The sequence below is a fragment of the Legionella oakridgensis ATCC 33761 = DSM 21215 genome, assembly GCF_000512355.1.
GTDB lineage: Bacteria > Pseudomonadota > Gammaproteobacteria > Legionellales > Legionellaceae > Legionella_A > Legionella_A oakridgensis.
Genome location: NZ_CP004006.1, coordinates 185,306 through 204,320 on the forward strand (window position 1 = coordinate 185,306; position 19,015 = coordinate 204,320).

Here is a 19,015-nt window from a genome sequence, read left to right on the forward strand (position 1 = left end):
TATGGACGCCATCAAAGCCTGCTTCTCACCCGGTGCAACAGGGCTGCTCTCTCCCTTGCAGGATTTTCTGGAAGATGAGCACGTTTCTGAGATTTTAATCAATAAGCCCAAAGAGGTTTTTATCGAGCGACACGGGCAATTGACTCGTTTTGATATTCCGGTATTAACGTCTCAATACCTGCGGCGTTTGTTTTTACTCATAGCCAATGAAAACAAACAAACTTTATCGGAGTCAACGCCCGTGCTTTCTGGAAATCTTGCCGATGGCTCAAGGGTTCAACTGGTGATGCCACCAGCCTCCCTACATGAAACACTATCCATCCGAAAATTTACTTTAAAACAGGTTAGCTTCGAAGATTACAAAGCCAAAGGATTTTTTTCATCGGCGCGTGGGGTAGGAGTTAAAGAGTACTCGGAGTGCATTGGTAAAACCGATGGGCTGCTTGAACTCTACGATGCTAAAAACTGGCAGGAATTTATAAGACAAGCCATTATGAGTAAGAAAAACATCATCATATCGGGTGGAACCTCTTCAGGTAAAACGACTTTTTTAAACAGTTGTGTAGGGCAAATACCGCTTCATGAACGCCTCATTACACTTGAGGATACTTATGAAATGGATGTACCCCACAGCAATATTGTTCGTCTGAAAGCATTAAAGCAAATCGGGGATCACGCACAGAAGATCACCATGCAGGATTTGGTTCAAGCCACCTTAAGACTCAGACCCGACCGCATTATTATGGGTGAAATTCGCGGGCGAGAACTCTTTGATTTTGTATCAGCCTGTTCCACGGGGCATAGCGGTGCACTTGCAACCATCCATGCCAATAACCCAAAAGTTGCTTTTATGCGTATGGCGCAACTCTACAAACTGAATCAGGTTGCAGGCATGGATGAGGCTGATATTTACAAAGTGTTGCATGAAGTCATTGATGTCATCGTCCAGTTACAAAAAACATCAGACGGCAGGCGATTAGTGGAGGTCTATTATAAACATGCGTAATCCACGGGTTATTGCAGTCGCCTTAATCATCGGGCTTGCCATAACCGCCCAAATTGCAGTGCTGTTGACAGGTATCACCCAGTGGTCAAGTCCATTGGTGCTTATTGATTTAATCAGACATGGATTCTATTGGGAAACCACAATCGCAGGTTGTATCACCGCTGTTGTGATGGGTTGCATGGCTGGCTTTTTGAAACAGGGATTTTATCGATACGTTTCCCTTTTAATCTTAAGCACCTTGGTGGGTGTAATGGCCATTATGCTATTGGGATTTGAACTCTATAGCTGGGTTTTTTTAAATGCGTTCCAAAGTCCTTTCAAAGTAGTGGAGCTGGCTACCCTTCGATATCAAGAACCTGAACTATGGCGAAACTTTCTGACTACTGAAGGGGTTGCATTCTTCCTGATGTTTTTAGCGCTTGTGATTTACCTGTTTCATTGGCTCAGGCCAGATAACAAGGCACTGGGTAATGCCCATTTCTCAAATGGCTTTGAAACCAAACGCGCAGGATTTTTTGAGCGTCAGGAACAAAGCATACTGATTGGTAAAAAATACGGTGCGCCTTTGTATTCAAACGGCTTTGAACATGTTCTGGTTTTTGCACCCACCGGAAGCGGTAAAACACGAAGCATCGGCATACCCAATCTGTTTCACTACCCCTACTCAGTAGTGTGCAATGATGTAAAACTCACGCTTTTTAAAACAACCTCAGGATACCGTGAGCGTATGTTAGGGCATCGATGCTTTTGCTGGGCACCTGCTGATGAGAACCGAATCACGCATTGTTACAATCCCTTATCCCTAATCTCTGAGGATAAGATTCAACGCCTAACGGACATTCAGCGCATAGCCCATATTCTAATGCCAGATAATAAAAAGTCCGACCCCATTTGGCAGCAAGCCTCACGTAAATTATTTAAAGTGGCCGTGCTGTACCTGCTGGATACGCCTGAAAGACCCACCACCCTTGGCGAAATAAACCGCTTGGTCAAACAGGCCGGATTTGATGATTGGCTGGCCTCAGTCTTGGAGGAAACCGATCATCTCGACCCGGAGTTTTACCGCAATGGCTATTCCTATTTGAATAATCATGAAAAGACGAGAAGCTCGATTCTTGAAACGTTTTCCGGCTACTTTGAATTATTCGATGATCCCACTATTGATGCCGCCACAGCGCATTCTGATTTTGATTTACGTCAGTTAAGACGAGAAAAAATAACGATTTACATCGGTTTTACCGATGATGACATGGAACGACTCTCACCGTTGTTAACACTGTTCTGGCAGCAGCTTATTTCTGTCATGATTAAAAACATCCCCGACCCAGTGGATGAACCCTATCCTCTGTTATGCCTGATTGATGAGTTTTCATCATTAGGCCGTATTGAAAGGCTAAGGCGTTCACTTAAATTATTGCGCGAATACCGTGTGCGTTGTGTACTCATCATGCAATACATAGCCCAAACCTATGAACAATACACCCATGATGAAGCCAAAGCCTTTACCAACATTAAAACTAAAATAGCTTTTGCTACCGAAGACATCTTTGATGCGGAGTATGTCAGTAAATTGTTAGGTACACGCACCGTGAAAGTATCCGCAGGCTCCACCAGTACCCAAACCCAAGGTTATTCCGAGTCTAAAAGCTATAACTATCAGGCCATCCCTTTATTAAGACCGGATGAAGTCATGCGTTTACCCGAAGATCAAACCCTGATTATGCGAACAGGTCATGCACCCGTTAAGGCTTCGCAAATGATTTGGTATCTGGATCCTGAGATGAAGCATTTGGCCTGCGGTCATACCGAAGTACCGCGCCAAATCGTTCAGCATCATCCATTTATCCATCGTTCATCAGATAGAACGGCACTGCCCGAAGCATTCGAACTATAAACCACCACAGGAGAAAACCAAATCAGCCAACAAAACTAAAAGGATGCTCTGAAAAGAGATTATGGATTCATACAGACTTAATTGAGGTAAGAATCAGAATGAATCATCTTAAAATTATAGGTACAGCAGGGCTTTTCATGATGTCATGTGCAGCTCAGGCAAATGACAAGGAACTTTGGGCTCATATTGAGGCGTTATACAGTAAAATTGGTACTTTGCAAACGCAAATAAACTCGATACCCCAAGGTGCACCCGGTCCAATGGGTCCAGCAGGACCAAAAGGGGAGCGAGGACCTGCCGGAACCTATACAGCAGGAGAAGGCATTTCGATCAGCAATGGTGAAATAAAAACGACTCTAACCCACCACATTGGCGAAGAATATAACGGGGGCATTATCTTCTGGGTCGATAAAACAGGACAGCATGGATTAATTGCTTCCAAAACTGACCTCAATAACAATGAAGGGATACAATGGCGAAACGGCGAAAGTGGCAATAAAGTAACCAATGCCCGCGCTGATGGGATTTACGCAGGCGAATCCAATACCAAACTCATCATTGCCCAACAAACCATAGACAACCAATCAGGTACTTTTGCAGCACTTCTGGCTGCGAATTATCGCGTGCTAGGCGATGGCATCACGCCTTGCCCAATCCCGACTCCAGAATCAGCTACTTGTTACGGGGGATGGTATCTACCTTCGGCCTATGAATTGACCTTGCTTCATAATAATTTGCAGCGTCAGGGCATTAGCACTTTTGCGCCAGACTGTTATTGGAGTTCGACAGAATCTGGTGTGGGTGAGGCGTGGTTACAGAATTTTTCTACAGGGGAGTTAACGGCTAGTGGCAAAGCTAGTACTTTGGGGCATGTTAGGGCTGTGAGTCGGTTTTAGTTTATTAATGTGCTTATCTTCACAGTGAAGATAAGCACATTAATAACAATATAATTTTAGTCACCAGAAGGACACTTTTTACTGCATTCTAACTCCCTAATTTCCAAAAGACTGATTTGGAAAAAAGATTCAACGGCAAAAGTATCCCCAGTTCCGTTACGCCATCATTTTTCATCTCAACTATACATAAAAATACGAAGAATCAAATAGTAGTCTAAAATTAATGAAAGTTATTTTTTCCGCTAATATTGATACATCAATAGTATAGGAGTAATACCATGAGAAAAATGGAATTTTCTAAAATGAGCAAATGTCTCTGGGCTCTGCGCTTTGAAGTGCTGGGAGTTATCTTATTGATTATCGCAACTGGTTTGACCATATCTTCTGGGAATGGCCTTGGAATAGTCGCTTTATTTGCTGCAGGTGTCATCTTTTGTTTATTTAATAAATTTTGTAGTTACGTTTTCTCATCAAAACAACCATCCTGCCCTGTTTGTGATGTATCTCATTCTTATCACTCTGAAGAGTCCATTCAAACTCAGGAAAAGGAAGAAAATGAAGCAAAACAATCCATGGATAATGAAGGTGGAAATCAAACTAACAGGGAAAGATAGCCTATTCATATATTAAAGAAAGTATTACTTTCAATTGCCTAGTCTTTAATTGCGATTATTCATCTATTTGGGAGGGAATTCAAAAAAGCTGTGTTCAAAATTACAATTATCTAACAAACTAATTAACGTGAATTCGATATAACTGCTCAAACAACAGCCATAAAAGATCGTTGAATATTTAAAGAGGGCTTCTTTGGTTTAAGTGCATAAGCAGCTAAACCGGCCAATATATTGACCATAAAATTGAATATAGAGCGATGCCTTGAATGTTCAATATTGGAAATATTTTTCAATTGATCGATAACTGACTCAACAATGGCTCTTTTTCTAAGCAAAGCTTTATCAAATGTATTGAGTACTTTTTGTTTCATGTTTTTCCTGGCTTTAGTAAGGAGTTGTAATCCTCGCTCAGCCAATTTGTCAGTTAAATTTTGAGAAATATAACCTTTATCGCCAATCATTTTACCAAACAGATTTTCGCTCAAATTAGGAACGACAAATCGGTCATCAGTTCGGCTTGATGTTATTTTAAAAGCCATTAATTCGCCTTTGTCATTGACTATCAAATGAAGCTTAAAGCCGAAATACCATCCCATTGTGGACTTGGACTTCTCTGCCAAACCCTTAAAGACCTTGTTCTGGCTTGCTCTTTTTACATTGCACACCTCTATTGGTGTTGAATCTACAAAGTAAATTCCAGTGGGTGTTTTTGTTTGATGGTGGCAAAAGGCCATTAAGGGTACCAGACAAGAAGACATTAGTTCTGTCATTCTGCTGTAACTCACCAAGCTTGGAAAATAGGGGTGTAAATTTTTCTGCAACACGAACAAGTAGTAACTTTTAAAATTTCGGTAATTTGATTGATGATAATGAATTACAATAGTCATAATTTCTGACATGCTCATGCTGCATGGTTTTCTTCTGGTCTTACTTGAAATATTTATCAGATGTTGCTCAAATCGTGGCATATATTTTTGGCAAAAATCATCGACAACACAGAATAATTCTATTAATTTATCCACTCCAGACCTCTTGATTCTTATTTTTGTTCTTCGAAAAAACGAATAAGATCACAAATGGTCTGGTTTTTCAATATGTTACCATTCTTAAGTTTGTTTTTTAGACAGTTATATCGAATTCACGTTAATTAACTTCTGGTGTGGTTAGGTTATGCATAAAATTAACGTATAGAATTAAGAATTTCATTTAACTTACGCACGACATCCCTTATTGAGGAAAACTGTGTTTGTTTAAGACCATGGGAGGGATTTTCTGGCAAGCGTTCCTTCTCTTCATAATTCTCCAAATACCTAATAATTTCTTGAAGAGATTCCCTTATTTGTTTATTTTCCATGATTTATCAACCGGTACACCCATTCTTTTAATTATAGACCAATAAATGAACTTATTGGACTTTAATTATGCTATAATTAAAGTATGAACCGTTTCTTTAAGGAAAGCCGTCATGTTAGGAACAATTTTACTAATTCTGCTCATCCTGTTACTTTTAGGTAGCGTACCGAGATGGGGATATAGCAGAAGCTGGGGATATACACCGATGGGTCTTATTGGACTTATCCTGGTTATCTATCTGATACTTGTTCTACTAGGTAAAGTACCTATCGGGTTCTAAATGGAATTAGCCTTAAACAACTAGAATAAGCCATGTAATGAATTCAAACTTGGAGAAAAGGAAAAATATCCAGTTTTGAGAATAATGTGGAAAAAGGGGGGTTGCTTAAGTACAGACAATGAGGCTTCCCTATGATTTTTGGAATTTTAAACCTAACGTTTTGGGGATATGTTTTAGCAACTTTTGTTCTAACTCAAATTACCATTGCTTCGGTCACTCTTTATTTGCATCGTTATCAAACTCATCGTGCTTTAACCATGCACCCAATAGTGAGCCATTTTTTTCGATTCTGGATTTGGTTAACAACCGGTATGGTGACAAGAGTCTGGGTTGCTATCCATCGTAAACACCATGCAATGACAGATGTTGAGGGAGACCCTCACAGCCCCCAAATCTTTAGTCTTAAAAAGGTCTTCTGGCAAGTTCCTGAATTGTATCGCGAAGCAGCAAAAGATAAAGATATGATTGAAAAGTATTCTCATGGCACTCCAAACGACTGGATTGAACGCAATCTGTACTCTCGCTATTCCAGCAAGGGTATACTACTTATGTTTCTAATTGATTTGCTGCTGTTTGGTTTTCCTGGAATTACTATTTGGGCAATACAAATGATTTGGATTCCGCTCTCAGCAGGTGTAGTAAATGGAGTGGGGCATTATTGGGGATATCGCAATTTTGAATGCTTTGATAGGTCAACCAATGTATTTCCTTTGGGCTTTCTAATAGGTGGAGAGGAACTTCATAATAATCACCACACTTACGCTTCGTCTGCTAAATTTTCTGTGAAATGGTGGGAGTTCGATTTGGGCTGGTTTTATATACGTTGCCTATCTTTTTTAAGGCTTGCCAAGGTAAAAAAACTACCTCCCAAATTGATAAGAGACAATAGCAAACAATATGTTGATTTAAATACGATAAAAGCCATCACTAGTAATCGTTTTCAAGTTATGTCCGATTACTACAAAAGGGTTACTATTCCCATTTTGAAAAATGAAAAACAAAACTATAACTATATTAAAAATAAAAAAGAATGGTATTTATTTAAGGGAGCTAAACGTTTATTACGCCAAGAAACCAAAAAAGCTAATTATCATTTGCTAGCCCTGCTCAATCGTTTTGAGCAATTGCAGCTTGTTTATAATTATCGCCAATCATTGCAGCAAATTTGGTTAAAAAAAGTATCATCTCAAAATGAGTTAATTGAATCTTTAAACCAATGGTGCAAAAAAGCGGAAGAATCAGGTCTGGATGTATTGCGTCAATTTTCTCTTCGAATAAAAAGCTATGTTTTAATTGGGACAGATAGCTCATCAGTGTAAGCTCTGCAACAAAAGTGAATAGGATTTCGTGGTTTATACTATGCAATTGATAAGTATTGGTACTAATCAAAAAAACGTGAATAAAACGCACGCATTGAATGTTTTTATAACTTTAGGAGTTGACGATTGAAGTGATCAAGAAAGTTTTTACACCTCAACTACATTAATGAAAATCGTGGTAATCGCAAAAAATGGTTTCACTATATGTTTCTTCGCATAGATGTAACAGAAATTGCAAAACAAGAGTTGAGGTTAGACGCTTAAGAGCTACGATCCAAAAGTTTTGCTAACTCCTCTCTAAGGATAAAACGACGGTACTTGGCGTTTAATCAACCAAGTCCTGTATTTTTACAATTTTACTAACCTCGCTGATTTTTTTTGCTATCTGGGGTAAATGAATATTTAGCTGATTCATCAATGGCTTATCTTTTGATAATATATGGGCATGTTCAGAAATTTGTTTACCTGTTTTCTCGGCAAAATAGCCATTTAAATACCTTCGTTTTTCAAGCAATTTTTGATATTGGGCAAGAATCGGATAATTTTTTTGTAACTCTTTGTAAACATTTTCCTTTGAGTTACTTGTAGTTATTTCTTGAGTTGGCCGATCTTGTCTATCCGCAGCCAGTCTAGCCTTTGCCTTTAAATCGGCCTTATCGTTTTTTAACTCTCGAAGCTGGCAATCGACAAGATAAGCCTCGTAATGTACCACATAGTTAAATGCGCTCTTGATTTTGTGCCCCACGCCAGCGATATGATTGAGGACACGACCTATGAGCTGATCCGGGTTAAACCCGACACGGGTTGCAAAATCCAGTGGCCAATCAATGACGTTATCTTTTGTGGTACTGCGCGATAAGGTCTGTTTCAACTCTTTAATTGTTGGATGATTTATAGAGTCCGTATAAATTTTAAGGCTGTCTTTATGACGAGTCATGGCTACAAAACTTAAATGCCGATCCCAGTATTTGCTGTCAATCAAAACCTTGGAATGCCTGACGGTCATTCCCTGAGACTTATGAACCGTCAGCGCATAACCGTAATCTATTTTATTGTAGCTATTTGGAATGGTGAGCAGTTCGCCGCTGTCGAGTTTGATTTGAAACTGGTCTTTTTTGATGGATTGAACGGTGCCTAAATCTCCGTTTCTTACCCCAAGGGTTTTATCATTTTGCCGGAATAGCAGCCGCTCCCCGATGGCTATTTTTAACAGTCTTTCAAACCCTTGAAAAGTCATTTCTTCCTGTCCAAGTATTTGCTTTTCCTTTAATGCCAATCGTGCCTGCTCATTTAAATAGCCAACAGAAGCTCTGGTAAATGCCAACACGACAGAATCTTGCAAATTACTCTTGGTAATATCAGCTTGCCAATCGTGGATTAAGTTCTGGGCTGCGGTCTCAGTCGTTTCAGAAAAGACAATTGCTCCCTTTTCATGGTAATGGTCTACCGCCTCAGCAATCATGCCCTTAGCCATATTCATACTGGCAAGCCTGTCGCCCAAATCATTTTGACGTTTAATGTGCTCAAGCTCGATATAGCCTGTTAAAGCGGCTATCCCCCTAAAAATTTCACCCTTGTGAATGGGTTTTAACTGATCCGGATCGCCCACAAGAATCACCTTGGAACCTGCCTTTTTGGCTTCACGAATCAGCAGTGCCATGCTGGAAAAATCCACCATGCCTGCCTCATCGATAATCAAAACATCGTTGCTGTTGAGTTTCAGTTGTTGGTTCGCCATTTTATAAGTCAATGAGGCAATGGTAGAAGATGCAATGCCTGTATCCGTTTGCAAGGATTTAGCGACCTTTCCAGACAAGGCAGCACCGATAACACGATAGTTGTGCTGCTCATAATGCTCTTTAATCGGCTTTAACAAATAACTTTTACCTGTACCCGGACGACCTATCACGACTGAAATTTGAGAGCCTCCGGTAATGTAACGAACCGCCTCCAATTGCTCATCACTCAATGGGTAGTTTTTGATGATGTTGTCGATGCCCTTACCGCCAATACCATCTTTGTTTTTAATCATAGCTTCGATATCATCCCGAAGTTTTGCCTCCTGAATATATTGGTGACGTGTGGTATAACACAATTGCCCCCGTTCATTTGTTCCAAGCTCAATGAGATCCTCATGCCCCATGATTTGCTCAACCCAGTGCAAATAATTCTGTGGGGTGTTGCTTGGCCGAAAGGTTTTAAATACCAAACGCTCTACGTCACGTCGGGTAAATACGCTGTTCTGCGCCGAAATATGGTTAATGACATTATCAATATCATTCAGCAAAACCTCTTGCCGCGCTTGTTGCAGAATGGTTTTCTCGGTGAGTAGGTAATGATTGTCCGTATCTTTTAGTTTGCCATGGTGCCGTTCAGAAATGATGTGATTCAGGTCAACTGTCAAATCGAGATTTTTTTCAATAAAATATTCATTTTGCATATCACGCCACTGCTCGCCCCAATAATCTTTTTCGATAATAAATCCTTTGGCAAAAGCCGGATTCAGATCGCGTGCTTTGTATTTTGAAAAACCTGTTTTTTCCAAACGGCGGGTGGTAATAAGAATATGTGCATGGGGATTGCCATCATGATGATCATGAATTGTAATATCAGCAGGAATCCCCTTATCAACAAAATGAGTTTGTGCAAATCGTCTTGCCAGCTCAATCTGTTGCACCAAATCCAGCTCTTTGGGAAGTGCCAGAACGATGTCCTTACACACTTGAGCATCGCATCTTTTTTCAGCAAGCTCTGCCTTATTCCATAAAAATTCACGCTCGGAAAATGCTTCAGGGCTCCCTTCGGGTAACAGGATATCAGAGTAAATGACATCATGACGATTGGAATAATCGTGTGTTATGCCAGTGCGTGCATCATATAACTTGGCACCAGAACGATAGCTGCTAGCAGCAATGGCACTGTGGCCTTTGGCACGACTATGAATGGATACTTGGGCAAAAGCAATCGCCATGAATTCACGCTCTAATCGAACTGATCCATCGGTTGCTTTAATAAAAGAAAAAATACCTTATCCATAAAGGCATTTTTGAGTCGCAGTTCTAATTTAGCAAACATTCGAACGAGTCGAGTAAGCCTACCGCATTGCTGCGGCAGACTCCTCTAAGAACCGTACGTGACACTTTCGCGTCATACGGCTCAAGCCTTTGTTAAGCCCCGTTAGGTGACTCAGCCTGCGGCTTGGAAAATAGCTCCCACCAACAATGTTGCCAATCCGGCTGTTTACAACTCACTTGTTTGCTTCGTTGTTTAGACAACATTCTATGACTTAAATACTCATGGTATTGAGGGTCAAATGGTGTCGCTTCAGCACGTATTTTAACATGACGTTTAATAGGGATTTTAGCAGCTGATATCAAATCAAGAAAGACTTTATTACCCTCTTTATCGATACATTTTGTAGAGAATATCCAACGCTTCATCCCATGAGATCTAAAGTACTTCTTTCTTAGCCATTTGCCCCCCTTGTTGGGGTGGCGTCTTTTGGCCCAGAACCAAAGAGCTTGGTAGATTTGTGCGTCGACATAGTTGAAGGCGCGCTTAGCACAGATGCTCCGATGATAATTAGCCCACCCTCTGATTTTCGAGTTGAGGATTTGGATAAGTTTCTCGGTTTTTGCACTTTTATTGGCTTTGATAAGGGTACGAATATCCCGCAAGAACCGCGTTTGGTTATCCTTAGCGGGTCTTTGGATAAATTTACCGTTATACTTCCTGTGGTTCACACCAAGGAAGTCGAATCCCTCACTAATGTGCGTGATATGTGTTTTCTCTAGAGAAAGATTTAATCCTCTTTCTTTTAAAAATCGCTCCACCGCAGGTCTGACTTTTTGTTCCAACACTGCTTTTGTCGCACCAGTTATGATAAAGTCGTCTGCATAAACACAGACGTTGACCTTATCTTTCGGATTGGCTGCTTGTTTTGCAACAGCTTCCAAACCACTTAGTGTGATATTCAAAAGCGTTGGCGAGATTATAGCGCCCTGAGGTGTTCCGTCATTTGTCGGATACCACTGATATTTCTCTACATATCCGGCTTCCAGCCATTGTTTCAGTATCTTTTTATCCATGGGTATGTTGTTTAATAGCCATGTTTTATCGATCCGATCGAAGCAGGATTGAATATCGGCTTCAAGTACATAAGGTGCACCGTTTTTCCTTGCTAAAGCAATGAAGCATTGCTCATTAGCATCGGCCGTTGACCTTAATGTTCTGAAACCGTAGGTATGCTTATCTGTTATCATTTCCGCAATAGGTTCGAGTGCTAGCAAGTGTAAAGCCTGCATAGATCTACAGTGCATCGTTGGAATAGATAGAGGTCTAAGTTTACCTGTCCGCTTGGGAATATAAATCCTTCTTAATGGTTGGACACGGTAGCTTCGCTGTTTTAAATCCAAAGCAGCTCGCCATTTCTGCTTGGCTGTTTTCCAGGTGACTCCATCCACGCCGGGAGTTTTGCCGCCTTTGTTTTCCGCCACTCGTTTTACTGCTAATAACTTAGCTGATAGTGAGTGTGTTAGAAGATATTGCAGAGATTTTACTCTGTTGTATCTTCCTTCACGATAGGCTTTTGCAATACGCAGTTGAAGCCGACGCACACGTTTCGTTGCTTTACGCCAATCAATATGGCTCCAGCAGTCTAACTTGCGCCGGGTGCACCAGCTAGTCACATTGTGGCTGCTATCATTTGCTTTCCCAGTTGTAATCATCGGTTCTTGAACCTCTCTTGCAATCAAAGACCAGTCAGACGTGGGCATGCTTTCGCATCGAGTATATTTCACCTCGTATCCGTGCCATTACAGCACGACATTTGCTTCTTCTGACATCCCAAACTCACAGCATTGCCAGAATATCTCACGATACTCCTTCCCCTAGGGGGAACGCTATGAGGTTTCCATGTTCCGCAACGTCAAGTAATGTTGGGTTAGGTGCCTACTACTCAGCCGGAAGATGTGTGGGTCACGGAGCAGCAATACAAACACTACTCTCCCTTCTTCGTTACCTTTTGGTTCAAGTGTTACAGCCAGTTTCACTTGTTGCGCATGACGACCTTTAATGTAGATTCACATATGTTCACCGTACCAACTTGCTCGCACTTACCCGAGGTCTGGCTCTCAGGAGGGGTATTCCTCGCAAAATAATCCCCCAGATCGTTTCCAATCTTTTGTTACTTTGTCAGGCTAGCTCTTTATTCACAGCCCTAGCATCACCGGGTGACACCGGTGGTTTTCTCTATGAAAAACAACTCGACATTGCGACTTCATGTCGCACATGTATATTGCGCCCTTGCTTTTCGCTTCGGGATTCATTTTGTTCGCTTCGCTCACTTCACATGGAACAACCTATTGATTTTAATGATCTGGCATTGTACGCTTGGGCTGTTACCTCATTTGCGGAGAAATGATTATGTCAACGAAGACAGTATCGCAAATGGAAGCAGTACTCTTGGATAGAATCGAAAAAGCCAAAATCAAGCTGGATAAGTTGCAGCAGAAACATAAGCTTGAGATTGGTACTCTTGCCTACAAACATGGCCTTCATCAATTTGATACTAAGCGATTGGATGCAGCATTTTTAAAACTTGCTGGTGAGTTGCGACATGACAACTCATAGATTAATTGAGAAAGAAAAACAATTGATTGCTCAATGTGAAAAATCAATAGCATTGGAAAAATTGAAAAAACGTCGAGCTGATACTCGCCTTAAAATTGAGCTAGGAGGGTTAATTATCAAATCAGGCATGAATCATTATAATAAAGCAATAATTCTAGGGGCATTGGAGCACGTTTCCCAATTAATGCGTCAAGATGAATGTTATATAAAATTATTTGAAATTAGCGGCGAGAGCCTATTTATAAAATAAATCTTTGGAGTATGTCATTATATGGATCTTTCCATCATTATTAATACCATTGCTACCTTAGCAACAGTATTCATATCTTTTGTATTAAGTAAGTACTTATATAATAGAGCAAAATTAGTAACTTATTGCTTACACGCATCTGCTCATAAAATTAAAGATCCTGCCGGTATAATAAATACACACGCTATAGTTATAAGAAATGCCGGTAGGATTGCAGCAAAAAATGTTCGTGTGGGGCATTATGTATTCCCTGAGTTAAGCTGCACAGTAACCCCACCAATTGAATATGAGAAGAAAGAAATTGAAGGAGGAACTGAATTAATATTTCCTACTTTAGTTCCTCAAGAACAAATAGTTATTTCATATTTATATTTTCCACCTATAACAATTCGTGATGTTAATACTTATGTCAAATCAGATGAAGGGTTTGCAAAAATATTAAACATTATTCCTTCACCCAAGTTACCGGGATGGTTGGAAAAAATACTTTATATTCTTTTGTTTATTGGTGGCGTGGTTGTCATGCGAATAATAATCCAATTAATAATTTTTATATTTCAGAGTGTTAGTCATTTTTGCGTTTTTTAATTCCTAATATTATCAAATATGTACAATACACTATAAGAGAGATTTGAATAAAATTATTGAAATTATTTGATCTTAATTATATATTCCCAAAGTTTTTTAGGATGTAGGATAGCTTCAAATGGAATTTTTAGATTTTTGCAAAGCGATTAAAGAATCTGTTGAAAATTATAACAAAGATAATGGTATTTTAAAAATAGCCTATTTTTATTAGCAGAGTTAAATAAACTCATCGAAAGCCATGATCTTAATCAATCTCTCTGCATGACCCAAGCAACCATTTTATTTGAAGGGTTTTACCGTCATCTGAGCACAGCATCTCTTAAACATGAGTTTCAGATTATAAGAGCTAATCGATGGGCTCATCACTTTGGCACACCCACAATTACTTTCCTTTTATCATTCAAAACACAGATTGATCAAACAGTAAAACTATTTAGTGAATTAACCGAAGAAGTAGAGTCTCCTCTTGAGCTTCCATGGAATATTTCCAAAACTGAGGGGCTTAGCATAGATCACGATAATAATATCGTTACTAATCCAAAAAGTATTACGCATGTAGAAGCGCCCTCATCCAGGGAAAGCACAGGAATATTTACAAAAACGCATAATCCTTTTGGAGGGTTTACAACAACCCCTTGCGATCCTGTTTCTCAGAAGTTCATTGAACATGCAGTTTTATCAGCTAAGCAAGGGGGTAAGGTATTGGAAATAGGCGCTGCTTTTGGTGCAGCAACATTGGAAGCAATTGCAAAAGGAGCAACTGTCTTTTGTAATGACGTTGAGCCTGAAAATTTAGCCGTTGTTCGTCAACGATTCTTGGAAGTAACAGATGATTCCAGTGAATCCTTGACCGGAGATAGTAGTAAGCTAATTCTTGTTCCGGGTGAATTACCTAATGAGCTCATTGGTCTTCCTGAAAAACAGTTTGATGCTATTTTGATTTGCCGTGTTTTACATTTTTTCACTGGTGCCAAAATAGAAGAATCATTGGCATTATTATCAAAATTGTTGACCCCAAATGGCAAGATATACATCGTATGTGAAACACCGTATTTAAAAAACTGGCAACGCTTTATTCCTGAATTCAATAGAAGGGTTGAAATTAATGAAGAATGGCCTGGTGAAATTACGGAGCCAGCTAAATATGAAAGTAGTGGACGGGCAAGCTCCTTACCTAAGTTTGTCCATTGGATCACAAAGGAAGTATTAGACCGGAGTTTGGTAAGATCTGGTTTCACAATAGAACACTCAGAGTACATAAACAGAAAGGGACAATTTCCTGAGGATTTATTATTGCCAGAGTATGGTAAAGAGAGTATTGGTGCAATTGGAATGATTTGAGTAATGGATTATGAAACAGAAGATCAGTTGGTATGAGTGGTTTGCCGACATGCTAAAAGAATTTGTGGCTGAAACAGCGAAAAAGCCTCAATATGAGATTGTTGATATTTTTGAGTGTAAAAAAACAGGCTTCACAAAAGCAGTAATTAAATTGTCTGAGAGGCATACAAAAGAAAAAAATATCAGCGATATTATCATGGATAACGAATTAATTGAGAATCTGGATACTAAAACCGTACGTACTTTAACTTATATGGCTACTGTAGAGCGATTAAAACCTGATTATTCTATCGTGGTTCAGCATATGACTCCTGAAGTAGATGAGTATTTACTTGAAATAAGATCAAAGTCTAAAGCAACTACTATAAAAAAATCTCCTTCCGAGCTTTCAAAAGATAAAGAATTAATAGCAAAGTTTAAACCTGAAGATGCTAATAAAATTGGTTATATGGCTGGGGTTAGAGAAACTGTGAAAGAATACCAATTAGTTAATAAAGATAAATAGCGGTAGTAAGGAGATGTTTTGAGGAAGGAAATTTTTGACGCATTAGCTCGCAAGAAGCAATATAAATACCCTTACTTATTGCTTGGTCTTTATTTAACTTTTTTACTATCAACAGTGTGTTTAGCAAGCAGGATAACTCAGATTGGATCAATGCTTGAACCCGGAGGTATTTTTGTATTTCCTCTTACTTTTAGTATTTGTGATATTGTTGGTGAGGTATATGGATATGCATACCCCAGATTATTTATTTGGATTGGTGTTTTAGCTGAATTTATATTTTCTTTAGTTGTGATTACTGTATCTCATCTACCTGCGCCCGAATTTTTCACACAAGCATCAGCATATGAAATTGTTTTTGATCCTACCCTAAGATATGTAGGTGCGGGGCTTGTTGGTTTGCTTATTGGAGAGCTCACTAATGTTTACCTTTTATCAAAGTGGAAGATTTTTCTAAAGGGTAAATTTTTTATAATGAGAAGCCTACTATCAACAGCTTTAGGGCAAGCATTGCTTACAATAGTTGTTGATATGCTTAATTATTTTGGCAAGCTAACAGAACATCATCTTGGATGGATGATGGTTTGTGGTTATTTATGGAAAATGAGTTGTGCAGTGCTAATGGTTTTTCCTGCTTGGTTGATCGTGAAATATCTAAAGAAGGTGGAGCAAGTTGACCATTACGATATTCATACAAACTTTAATCCATTTATATTTGGATTACATGAAGAAATTCCTAATGAATACAAACTTAATATTGAATCCGTGCCTCAATAAGTGTCCCTAGAATTCGATCATGAGGTTTGTCTAATTTTATTAGTTTGAGGCTTCCATCTTCTAAGCCTTGTCGCAGATAAAAGGTATTGTTTTCGATAAATAATCTATTAAAAGCGATTATTCCCTCTTTTGATAAATGCACGATTACGAAATCCCTATCATTAGGAGCTTTACCTGAATCAAAGATTAAAAGACTATTTTGTTGAAAAAGAGGTTCCATTGATGTGTCGGGCATAATTAACGCGAAAGAGTTTTTGTCAATTTTCTTATCAATTAATATTTCTTGTGTGTCTTGAGTTCTGGCTGTTCCTGAAGGCCATTCTTTTAATGACTCCCATTTGATGACAGGTATGGTACTGATCTGCAGGTTCTCTTTAACAGCATCAGGAATCACAGCAGGCAAAGGTTCTTGGCCAATTAATTCATCGATGGAAACAGAAAAATAACGGGATAATTCTTCTAATGCTTTTTTCCGTGGATTTTTCGTAGAGCCAGCTAGAATGTGATGAATAGTAGGTTGAGGTATGCCAGTTAACCGAGCTAACTCACTAACAGAAATATTCCCATGTATCCTCATGAGTTGTTGCAAATTCTCGCTTAACGTCATATCAGCCATTAATAATAACCCGATAAAATGAATAGACTTATTCAAAAATAGATTGACAAAAACATATAATGATATGTAAATTACCATTAATTGAATAAATTTATTCAATTAACCTGCTAAAATAATCTTAAATAGAATAATTATCGCCAATATATCATGTTGCTGATTAGTTCACCAAATAAAATTGCGAGATAATTTGACATTTAATGAATAAGTTAGCTACTGGATAAGATAGTCAAAGGAGTATTATTCATGGATAACAATTCCAAGGCACAAATTTATAAAGGAATTATTCAATATCTTTTGGAGTCAACTAACTACACCTTAAAAAATATTGCAGACCTTTCTAATTCACCAATTAAAAATATTCGTGCAATTTATTGCGATAACTTCGTACCACTTAATTTTTCTTCCGAACTACAATTAGTACGGTTATATCAAATGATTCTTGAAATACACACTCAAGAAAAACAGTTTAAAAAATATTTACCTCTTCCTAAAGGTTTTCGGCAACTCAGTGCATCAATGGAGTGACATATCGTGAAATGGGTAAAACTTAAAAAATATTGTCAGGATTCAGGAGATACTTCTGATGCAGTACACGCTAAACGCAAACGTGGTATCTGGCTCGATGGTGTACAATGTAAATTAGGACCAGACGGCAACATATGGATTAATTTAGTTGAGGTTGAAAAATGGGTGGAAAACGGCAACAAGGCAACGAACTGCAGCCTCCGCGCGGTGTAAGTATCCGTCAGTGGGAAACTGGATCCGCAATTCGGATTATCTTCAGTTATCGCGGAGTACAGTGCCGCGAGACGTTGAAACTGGAGCCCACCAAGGCGAATCTAAAATATGCCGAGCGGTTGCGGGGCGAGATCATTAATGCAATCGCCCTGGGAACATTTAACTATGCCGATTATTTCCCTGACTCCAAACGTGCAAAGTTATTTGGCCATGCAATCATCAAAGCCACAACGGCTGAGTTACTCAAGGATTACATGGCCATTGCTGAGAGAACTTTGGAGGCCAGTACTTACAATGGCTATAGAAAAGTTTGTGAGGCTCATTTATATCCTGCTTTTGGTAAAATACCCATTCGTGAATTATCACCTGTGATTATCCGTAACTGGATTACAGGGTTAAATGTTACGGTAAAAACGGTTCGCAATATTTTGACTCCCCTGCGAAATATGCTGGACCAAGCTATGAATGATGGAATTATCGAACGCAACCCCCTTGATAGATTGGTGCTTTCTAAATTGCTCAATAAGAAAACCAGTAAAAGTGACTGGGAGGTTGACCCATTTGATCAGGATGAAATTAAGGCAATTCTGGATGCAGCAACTGGACAGGCAAGAAACTTGTTTCAATTTGCTTTTTTTTCAGGTTTGAGAACATCTGAGCTTATTGCATTGGAGTGGAATGATATTGATTGGCTCAAAGGAACTGTCCGTGTATCTAAGGCGGTAGTTTTAAAACAGGAAAAGGGAACTAAAACAAAATCAGGGGTGAGGGATGTGTTATTACTACCCCCAGCTGTTGATGCATTAAAAAATCAAAAAGCATTTACCTATCTGGAAGGCTCTAGGGTTTTTTATAACCCAAGAACCAATTCTCCGTGGGAGACAGACGGCCAGATTCGCAAAACTTGCTGGACGCATCTTTTGAAAAAAGCAGGCGTGCGCTATCGCAATCCTTACCAAACGCGGCATACTTACGCATCAATGCTGCTTTCTGCCGGTGAGAACCCTTTATGGCTAGCCACACAGATGGGGCATAGAGATACGGAGATGATTATCAAACATTATGGGCGGTGGATCCCTGATAAGTCCACTGTTGCTGGATATCAACCGGTGAGTGATTGGAATTTAAGCATGGGTACTACCAAGATCGGATAGTTAATTTATGCGGTCTAGTTGAGATTCTTAACAAGATATGTAAAGTTACTCAATCA

Annotated in this window: 19 protein-coding genes; 15 read left to right on the top strand and 4 right to left on the bottom strand. The window is 39.3% G+C overall.

The window, feature by feature from the left end; genetic code table 11:
• The first annotated feature begins 1 nt into the window (after position 1).
• The 4 genes from virB11 (at position 2) to LOA_RS00920 (ending at position 4,410) form a co-directional block, all read left to right on the top strand.
• A complete protein-coding gene (gene virB11, locus LOA_RS00905; RefSeq protein ID WP_025384762.1) occupies positions 2-1,006 on the top strand; it encodes a P-type DNA transfer ATPase VirB11 in 1,005 nt (334 codons plus the stop codon).
• A complete protein-coding gene (locus LOA_RS00910) occupies positions 999-2,900 on the top strand; it encodes a type IV secretory system conjugative DNA transfer family protein (protein ID WP_011214439.1) in 1,902 nt (633 codons plus the stop codon). Before virB11 ends, LOA_RS00910 begins: the two co-directional genes overlap by 8 nt.
• Before the next feature lie 98 nt (positions 2,901-2,998).
• Positions 2,999-3,796, top strand: coding sequence for a DUF1566 domain-containing protein (locus LOA_RS00915; protein WP_025384763.1), 798 nt, complete (start codon positions 2,999-3,001; stop codon positions 3,794-3,796).
• Between the two features lie 278 nt (positions 3,797-4,074).
• Entirely contained in the window at positions 4,075-4,410 is a 336-nt protein-coding gene (locus tag LOA_RS00920; RefSeq protein WP_011214441.1) for a hypothetical protein, read from the top strand.
• A 146-nt stretch (positions 4,411-4,556) separates the two neighbouring features.
• On the opposite strand, the gene LOA_RS00925 is transcribed toward LOA_RS00920, so the two are convergent.
• Positions 4,557-5,378, bottom strand: a complete 822-nt coding sequence (locus LOA_RS00925) for an IS982 family transposase (RefSeq protein ID WP_237758065.1) — start codon at positions 5,376-5,378, stop codon at positions 4,557-4,559.
• A gap of 497 nt (positions 5,379-5,875) precedes the next feature.
• On the opposite strand from LOA_RS00925, the gene LOA_RS14010 reads away from it, so the two are divergent.
• Positions 5,876-6,043, top strand: coding sequence for a DUF3309 family protein (locus LOA_RS14010; RefSeq protein WP_011214444.1), 168 nt, complete (start codon positions 5,876-5,878; stop codon positions 6,041-6,043).
• Positions 6,044-6,174: 131 nt separating this feature from the next.
• A complete protein-coding gene (locus tag LOA_RS00930; RefSeq protein ID WP_011214445.1) occupies positions 6,175-7,362 on the top strand; it encodes a DesA family fatty acid desaturase in 1,188 nt (395 codons plus the stop codon).
• 325 nt (positions 7,363-7,687) lie between these two features.
• Here the strand turns inward: LOA_RS00930 and traA are convergent, their stop codons facing one another.
• On the bottom strand, positions 7,688-10,333 hold the full coding sequence (traA, locus tag LOA_RS00935; RefSeq protein ID WP_025384765.1) for a Ti-type conjugative transfer relaxase TraA: 2,646 nt from the start codon (positions 10,331-10,333) through the stop codon (positions 7,688-7,690).
• 196 nt (positions 10,334-10,529) lie between these two features.
• Positions 10,530-12,137 carry a group II intron reverse transcriptase/maturase gene (gene ltrA / locus LOA_RS00940; protein WP_201030563.1) on the bottom strand — a complete coding sequence of 536 codons (1,608 nt, stop codon included), beginning with the start codon at positions 12,135-12,137 and terminating at the stop codon, positions 10,530-10,532.
• 649 nt (positions 12,138-12,786) lie between these two features.
• Here ltrA and LOA_RS00945 point away from each other — a divergent pair.
• The 6 genes from LOA_RS00945 to LOA_RS00970 all read left to right on the top strand — a co-directional run bounded on the left by LOA_RS00945 (position 12,787) and on the right by LOA_RS00970 (position 16,451).
• Entirely contained in the window at positions 12,787-12,993 is a 207-nt protein-coding gene (locus LOA_RS00945; RefSeq protein ID WP_011214447.1) for a hypothetical protein, read from the top strand.
• A complete protein-coding gene (locus tag LOA_RS00950; protein WP_011214448.1) occupies positions 12,980-13,243 on the top strand; it encodes a conjugal transfer protein TraD in 264 nt (87 codons plus the stop codon). Before LOA_RS00945 ends, LOA_RS00950 begins: the two co-directional genes overlap by 14 nt.
• Positions 13,244-13,264: 21 nt before the next feature.
• Positions 13,265-13,831, top strand: coding sequence for a hypothetical protein (locus LOA_RS00955; protein ID WP_011214449.1), 567 nt, complete (start codon positions 13,265-13,267; stop codon positions 13,829-13,831).
• Positions 13,832-14,092: 261 nt separating this feature from the next.
• Positions 14,093-15,172, top strand: coding sequence for a class I SAM-dependent methyltransferase (locus LOA_RS00960; protein ID WP_238551278.1), 1,080 nt, complete (start codon positions 14,093-14,095; stop codon positions 15,170-15,172).
• A 10-nt stretch (positions 15,173-15,182) separates the two neighbouring features.
• Positions 15,183-15,677: a hypothetical protein gene (locus tag LOA_RS00965; RefSeq protein ID WP_011214451.1), complete on the top strand. Its 495-nt coding sequence runs from the start codon at positions 15,183-15,185 to the stop codon at positions 15,675-15,677.
• Positions 15,678-15,695: 18 nt separating this feature from the next.
• Positions 15,696-16,451: a queuosine precursor transporter gene (locus LOA_RS00970; RefSeq protein WP_011214452.1), complete on the top strand. Its 756-nt coding sequence runs from the start codon at positions 15,696-15,698 to the stop codon at positions 16,449-16,451.
• Here LOA_RS00970 and LOA_RS00975 read toward each other — a convergent pair.
• On the bottom strand, positions 16,426-17,166 hold the full coding sequence (locus LOA_RS00975; protein WP_025384766.1) for a LexA family protein: 741 nt from the start codon (positions 17,164-17,166) through the stop codon (positions 16,426-16,428). The genes LOA_RS00970 and LOA_RS00975 overlap by 26 nt on opposite strands.
• 144 nt (positions 17,167-17,310) lie before the next feature.
• On the opposite strand from LOA_RS00975, the gene LOA_RS00980 reads away from it, so the two are divergent.
• Genes LOA_RS00980 through LOA_RS00985 form a run of 3 tightly spaced genes read left to right on the top strand, consistent with a single transcriptional unit; the run spans position 17,311 to position 18,959 of the window.
• Positions 17,311-17,592 carry a hypothetical protein gene (locus LOA_RS00980; protein ID WP_011214454.1) on the top strand — a complete coding sequence of 94 codons (282 nt, stop codon included), beginning with the start codon at positions 17,311-17,313 and terminating at the stop codon, positions 17,590-17,592.
• 6 nt (positions 17,593-17,598) lie between these two features.
• Positions 17,599-17,805, top strand: a complete 207-nt coding sequence (locus LOA_RS14015) for a hypothetical protein (RefSeq protein WP_011214455.1) — start codon at positions 17,599-17,601, stop codon at positions 17,803-17,805.
• Positions 17,754-18,959, top strand: a complete 1,206-nt coding sequence (locus LOA_RS00985; RefSeq protein ID WP_011214456.1) for a tyrosine-type recombinase/integrase — start codon at positions 17,754-17,756, stop codon at positions 18,957-18,959. Before LOA_RS14015 ends, LOA_RS00985 begins: the two co-directional genes overlap by 52 nt.
• Positions 18,960-19,015: the final 56 nt, after the last annotated feature.